This window comes from Sulfurimonas sp., assembly GCF_016744025.1.
Lineage (GTDB): Bacteria > Campylobacterota > Campylobacteria > Campylobacterales > Sulfurimonadaceae > Sulfurimonas.
The window spans coordinates 1-4,133 of sequence record NZ_JADGFC010000172.1 but is presented as its reverse complement, the minus strand read 5'-3'; the positions used below and the strand labels follow the sequence as shown (position 1 = coordinate 4,133).

The 4,133-nt window shown below is 34.7% G+C and carries 5 protein-coding genes; all 5 read right to left on the bottom strand.

All coding sequences use genetic code 11. From position 1 onward, the window contains the following. On the bottom strand, window positions 1-355 hold a 355-nt coding region (locus QZZ48_RS14495), incomplete at its 3' end, for a hypothetical protein (RefSeq protein ID WP_294966972.1). A 78-nt stretch (window positions 356-433) separates the two neighbouring features. After that, window positions 434-805, bottom strand: a complete 372-nt coding sequence (locus QZZ48_RS14490) for a cupin domain-containing protein (protein WP_294966971.1) — start codon at window positions 803-805, stop codon at window positions 434-436. Beyond that, entirely contained in the window at window positions 802-2,016 is a 1,215-nt protein-coding gene (locus QZZ48_RS14485; protein ID WP_294966970.1) for a TIGR03862 family flavoprotein, read from the bottom strand. Before QZZ48_RS14485 ends, QZZ48_RS14490 begins: the two co-directional genes overlap by 4 nt. Before the next feature lie 48 nt (window positions 2,017-2,064). Next, window positions 2,065-3,558, bottom strand: a complete 1,494-nt coding sequence (locus QZZ48_RS14480) for an ATP-binding cassette domain-containing protein (protein ID WP_294966969.1) — start codon at window positions 3,556-3,558, stop codon at window positions 2,065-2,067. A 67-nt stretch (window positions 3,559-3,625) separates the two neighbouring features. Next, a complete protein-coding gene (locus tag QZZ48_RS14475) occupies window positions 3,626-3,958 on the bottom strand; it encodes a hypothetical protein (RefSeq protein WP_294966968.1) in 333 nt (110 codons plus the stop codon). Window positions 3,959-4,133: the final 175 nt, after the last annotated feature.

Here is a 4,133-nt window from a genome sequence, read left to right as displayed (position 1 = left end):
GTGTTAACTTTGTATTTAAACATGGAATGTTTATTGAAAATTCATGGAGTTCAATATTATTTTTATTTTGTCTGATAGGAATAAGAATATCTTGACAAATAATTCTTGCTCTTATTGAGTTAATTATGTCTTCTGATAGTTTAACATTAAAATCTGTTTTGAGTTCCTCGTTATTTTTTAGAAAAAAATCTTTAAAATTAAAATCTTGCTTCATATCCGAAAGTTGATTGATTTCTGGACATTCATGTAAAATTATTTCTTTGAAAAAATCAAAATCTCGATTTTTATCAAATGGTGGATATCTTTCATATAGTATGGAAATATTATCCATTATTGTATTTTCATTAGTATTCATGTCTATTCCTTTACCTTAAGTATTATAATTTACTACTAATATTCGTTCCAACTCAATAGAGTGGGAGTGAGTTATTATCTATTTTTTATTCTCCGCCTGACTCGGATATGAGATTTCTAAAATAACAACATCTTCTTCTGCAACAAATGGACCATGAACTTCATGTGGTGGTCTACTTGCATAGAATCCTGTTTCAAGCCACATATCAAAGGCTTTATCATATAGTCTACCAGATACTACAAATATCTCTTCTGGATAATCATGACTTTTTGCTTCAAAAGCTTCTGTTGAATATCCAACTTTAAACTTTGTTAATCTGGTATAGTCACCAGTTTCTAAATCTTGGGCAATTGTTAACTGCTGAAGATTTCCATCTGAGCCTTCAATATCTTCCCACTTTCCAGCATTCATAAGGTCTAAAGGATTCCAATATGTTTGCGTTGTTTTCATTTTTCACCCTGTAACAACTTCAAAAGACCTTGAGCCGCTTGTTTACCTTGCCCCATGACTCCAGTTAAGAGGTACCCTCCAGTTGGTGCTTCCCAGTCTAGCATCTCTCCAACACAGAACACACTAGGAAAATCTTTTAGCATTAAATGCTCATCTAAATTTTCAAACTCTAGTCCACCGGCTGTACTAATCGCTTCTTCTAGCGGTCGGTGAGAATCCAATTTTAAGGGAAACTTTTTAAGTGTTTTTGCTACTAATTCAGAATCAGTTAATGAGTCTTTTCTTAAAACTTCTCTTAGTAAAGAAGCCTTAACTCCATCCAATCCTAAACGCTTCCAAAAGGCACTCATACTCTGCTTGCCTCTCTTCGCACTAAGTTGCTCTTTTAACTGACTTTCACTGCGATGAGGAAAAAGGTCTAAGTAAAGAGTAAATGGAGATTTTTGCTCTAGTTGTTCTCTTAGAAATTTAGAATGTGTATAGATTAAACTACCCTCAACTCCATCTTGACTCACTAGTAATTCACCAAGTTTTGAGTGAAGTTTACCTCTAATATCTGTAAAACTAAGTTCTACATTTTTTAAAGGTGAGCCTGAAAATTTATCTTTAAATATATCTGAGTAGGTTACATTAAAACCCATATTCGCAGGTTTAAGAGAAGCTATACTTAGACCTTTATCTTTTAGTGTCTCTGTCCAAGCACCGTTTGAGCCTAAGTGAGGCCAAGATGCACCACCTAAAGCTAAAATTACCGCATCAAAAGAGTACTCTTTTAAGCCATCAGAAGTTTCAAACTGCCAAACATCCTTAGACCAACTTACCCAACGATGTTTCATCTTAAACTGAGTACCATTTGCTTTGAGTTTATGTATCCAAGTGCGGAGTAGGGGAGCTGCTTTTTTATCTAGAGGATAAACTTTTCCAGAAGAGCCAACAAAGGTTTCATATCCAAGACTCTCTGCCCATGAACGCATATCACTTGGGCTAAAGTTATCTAGGGCAGGTTGCATTAAAGGTTGCGCTTCATAGTAGCGACTGCAAAATAGCTCAAAGTCTTCGGCATGTGTGAGGTTTAAACCACCTCTTCCTGCTATTAAAAATTTACGTGCTGCAGATGGCATAGCGTCAAATACAGTCGGTGCATAACCAGCTTCGGATAAAATTTGTGCCGCCATTAGACCAGCAGGTCCAGCACCAATAATAGCAATCATAAATCCAATCCTTTGAGAGTTAAAATAATTTCTGAATTATATCTAAAATCACAAAATCTCTTGAACCGTATAAGCTTGGCTCTGAGTCTTGGCAAACACCCATCGCTTCGTACTTAAGTTTTGTAAAAAAATCTCGTCATGAGTGATGAAAAGTAATACTCCTGCATACTCTTTTAAAGAAGCTTCCAATGACTCTATAGAATCCAAGTCCATATGGTTTGTCGGCTCATCTAAAATAATCAAAGAAGGACGTTTTAACAAGCCTTGAGCAATAAGCAGTTTTCTTACTTCACCCGGACTAGGTAGTATGCTATTTAGTAGTGCTTTTGCATCTGAGCCTAGTCTTTGAACAAGAGTGAAGAGTTCACCTTTTTCATCACTGTTTAAGTCGCTTATATCCTTAAATAGTTGCTCTGCTTGTTTGTCGGTTATCTCTTGAGGAATGTAAAGGTAATCATGCTGAAAATCAATTTCTTTGACAAGATAACTTATAAATGTACTTTTACCTGCACCGTTTTCACCGCAGATGCCAACCTTATCCCCAATATCTACCGATAGTCTTGGAAAGCAGAGTTGTGTTGACTCAAAAAGAGCAATGCAGTTTTTCTCAAGAGCTATGGGAAAGTTGTGTCTGGCAATCTCTCCCTCGAAGCTGATTCCTGTTGCATACTCTTTTGAAACTTTGTTCATATTTTCACTTAAGTGACGTTGTTTGGTGACTGTACGCTGTAGCATCTGCCCATCATGTTTGTCTTTACCCGTCAAAATAGCGCCGTTTATTTTTTCTTTTTGTGAGCTATCAGATTTACCAACACCTTTTTTAGAAAAGCGTTTTTTAGCAAGTGATACTTTCTCTCTTTGGTCTTGAACTACTTTGTTGATTTTTTTAAGTTCATGTTCTTGCTCAGAGATTACTTTTTTCTTGTGAGAGAGAGTCTGTCCATAAGCTTCTTGTGCCAAAGAAAATTTTGATTTGTATTTTAAAACTTCACCTGCTTTTATCATGATGGTCTGTTGTGTTAGTGCATCTAGTAAAGCTCTATCATGGCTTACCAAGATGCCAACACCTTTGTATCTTTTAAGTGCTTCAACTACGATAGCTTGAGAGTGAGAGTCAAGATGGTTGGTAGGTTCATCGACCATAAGTACATCACTCTCACTTGAAAGTGCAACCGCAAGTTGTAGTCGTTTACGTTCACCATGACTCAGTACATCCCAACTTCCTAGCCATTCGTCCTTGACCTGCAAAAGATCTCTTAGTTTGTATGCTTCTCTTGTATAAGTCATCATAAACTCTTCAAGCTCTTTGGGAGCAAACTCTGTACTTTGCGCGCAGTAAACCACAAGAGAATTACCAATGATTTTACCTTTTTCAACTTTTAGCTCTTTTGAGATGAGTTTTAAAAGTGTACTTTTTCCAGAACCATTAACACCAGTAACAGCACTCCATCCCTCTTCGAAGTCTAAATTTAAAGCATTGAAAATTGGTTGGGCTGCGCTGGGATATTTGTATGATAGGTCTCTGATTTTTAAACTATGCATAAGTTCCTATTTTGCTTGAGTATATCTAAAAATTACAAGCAAATTTTTTATGTACTTATTCTGAGCTTTAATCTCCACCGCTTGTTGAAGAAGAATCTGCTTGATAGCCTGCAACGCTATTTCCTATATCTTTGCCCCCGTTAGATTCAATTTTTATTAACCAAGGAAAAAGTAAAATTTTTAAAATAATTTTATACTTTTGCATTTTTTTACTTAAGACTATTGGCTCTTGGTTTAAAAATAAGGACACTATTAAAACACCAATAAGTGGGATAGTCCATAAAAGTATAAATTGAATGATTTTTTGAGTAACTTTATAATCTTCTATTTTTAATAATCTGTATGTAGTTACAATATTTAGTAAAACTAAATAGGTAGCTATAAAATATATATATTTCATATTCTCTCTTATATTTGTTGTCATTTTGCCTTGAAAATTTAAGCTCATTAAATAAGCCAACTAAACACTTGTTGATTTTTACAATTACATTTCTTAAATATTACCTTTTACATTTGTTTATGAATGGGTGTATACTATTAGAAAAAAACTAACTATTAAATAACGTTATTTAATA

What these genes read in the sequence shown, in the direction of transcription:
- QZZ48_RS14485 (WP_294966970.1), bottom strand. Translation starts at nt 2,016, where the DNA reads ATGATTGCTATTATTGGTGCTGGACCTGCTGGTCTAATGGCGGCACAA.
- QZZ48_RS14475 (WP_294966968.1), bottom strand. Translation starts at nt 3,958, where the DNA reads ATGAAATATATATATTTTATAGCTACCTATTTAGTTTTACTAAATATT.
- QZZ48_RS14480 (WP_294966969.1), bottom strand. Translation starts at nt 3,558, where the DNA reads ATGCATAGTTTAAAAATCAGAGACCTATCATACAAATATCCCAGCGCA.
- QZZ48_RS14490 (WP_294966971.1), bottom strand. Translation starts at nt 805, where the DNA reads ATGAAAACAACGCAAACATATTGGAATCCTTTAGACCTTATGAATGCT.